Origin of the sequence: Streptococcus sp. 2741, from assembly GCF_013276315.1 — a bacterium.
Taxonomy (GTDB): domain Bacteria; phylum Bacillota; class Bacilli; order Lactobacillales; family Streptococcaceae; genus Streptococcus; species Streptococcus pseudopneumoniae.
Genome location: NZ_VMKU01000151.1, coordinates 1 through 1,989 on the forward strand (window position 1 = coordinate 1; position 1,989 = coordinate 1,989).

A 1,989-nucleotide genomic window follows, 5' to 3' on the forward strand; every position below is an offset into this window, starting at 1 on the left:
CGGACTGTCCCACGCTTGACTTCATTGTGAATGGTTTGAGGAGCTTTTCCAAGTAAAGAGGCGATTTCTCTATTTGATTTCCCTTCCTTTTTCCATCTTTCGATTAAGCGACGGCTATCGATTGTCAAATGTTTGGCTTTTGTAGTATAATGGTTTTGCATCTCTGTGCCTTTCTTGTGCTTGTGATTGAACAACAAGTATAACACAGAGGTGTTTTCTTATGCCTAGAAGAGCTTTCATTTGACAAGAGGAATCCTTGAAGCAGTTTTGTCAGCTAAGCCAAGGCTAATCTTAGCCTTGGCTTTCCAGCTTAACAGCTCCAAGCCTCTTATCAAATGAAATCGAGGGCTAGCTATCAGCTAGTTAAACCATCTAATTTTTAGGAGGGCTGGGTGGCTAACTTCATTATAGAACTTTCATATCACATTCGAATTACATTTTATTTTGGAAAACGTTTCCTTTGTTTTCAAATTGCTAAAAAAGTGGTACAATATAGGATAGCTTACTATTATCTGAATCAGCTGATTTGGAGAGAAAGGATTCATTTTGAAATCAATAGGCTTTATTGAAAAGCTGAAGGGGTTGTCTAGTAAAGAGCTGATTTTATTGGGAATTATCCTAAGTATCTTTTTACCCTTTTATCTTTTTGTAGTTGTACTCTGTTTATATATTATCAGTTTGATTTTTACAGGAGACATGAAAAGTATTCTTCAGAAAATGGGGGAGCATCCGATGCTGCTTCTTTTTCTTAGCTATAGTACTGTTATATCCATTCTTGCACAAAATTGGATGGGTCTTGTGGCTTCAGTAGGACTGTTTCTATTTACTATTTTCTTTTTGCACTATCAGTCGATTTTATCCCATAAATTCTTTCGATTGATTTTGCAGTTCGTCTTGTTTGGTAGTGTCTTGTCAGCTGCTTTTGCCAGTTTAGAACATTTCCAAATTGTGAAGAAATTTAACTATGCTTTTCTTTCACCCAATATGCAGGTGTGGCATCAAAACCGGGCAGAAGTGACCTTCTTTAATCCTAATTATTATGGAATTATTTGTTGTTTCTGTATTATGATTGCTTTCTATCTGTTTACAACGACCAAGTTGAATTGGTTGAAAGTATTCTGTGTGATTGCAGGCTTTGTTAATCTCTTTGGTTTGAACTTTACTCAAAATCGAACTGCCTTTCCTGCTATTATCGCTGGAGCAATTATCTATCTCTTTACGACTATTAAAAACTGGAAGGCCTTTTGGCTTAGTATTGGGGTCTTCGCGATTGGTTTGAGTTTCCTCTTTTCTAGTGATTTGGGAGTTCGAATGGGTACTTTAGACTCTTCTATGGAAGAACGCATTTCTATCTGGGATGCTGGGATGGCCTTGTTTAAGCAAAATCCTTTTTGGGGTGAAGGGCCATTGACCTATATGCACTCTTATCCTCGGATACATGCTCCTTATCATGAACATGCCCACAGTCTTTATATTGATACGATTCTGAGTTACGGAATTGTGGGTACCATTTTATTAGTTTTGTCTTCTGTTGCTCCTGTTCGCTTGATGATGGATATGAGTCAGGAGTCGGGGAAACGTCCGATTATCGGTCTTTATCTGTCTTTCCTTACAGTGGTTACTGTGCATGGAATCTTTGACTTGGCCCTCTTCTGGATTCAGTCAGGTTTCATTTTCTTGCTAGTTATGTGCAGTGTTCCATTGGAGCATCGAACCTTGGTATCGGACATGACGGATTAAGTTTTATAAGATTGAAATCTTCTACCTTGGGTAGGAGATTTTTTATGCGATGGGCATGTTGTGTATCTGAGGTGTAAGTCCTCTGTAGAGATTCACTACCGGTGAATATAGTGAAATGAGATAAGAACAGGATGAATCAATCAGGACAGTCAAATAGATTTCTAACAATGTTTTAGAAGTAGAGGTGTACTATTCTAGTTTCAATCTATTATACAATAGCGCTCCCTCGTCCTTATGCAGGGGCTCCTA

Annotated in this window: 2 protein-coding genes; one reads left to right on the forward strand and one right to left on the reverse strand. The window is 38.0% G+C overall.

Translation table 11 applies throughout. From position 1 onward, the window contains the following. Positions 1–161, reverse strand: a 161-nt coding sequence (locus HT671_RS11000; RefSeq protein ID WP_172923163.1) for a helix-turn-helix domain-containing protein, incomplete at its 3' end; no start/stop codon positions are given. Positions 162–546: 385 nt separating this feature from the next. Here HT671_RS11000 and HT671_RS11005 point away from each other — a divergent pair. After that, positions 547–1,740 carry an O-antigen ligase gene (locus HT671_RS11005; RefSeq protein WP_172923164.1) on the forward strand — a complete coding sequence of 398 codons (1,194 nt, stop codon included), beginning with the start codon at positions 547–549 and terminating at the stop codon, positions 1,738–1,740. Positions 1,741–1,989 lie beyond the last annotated feature (249 nt).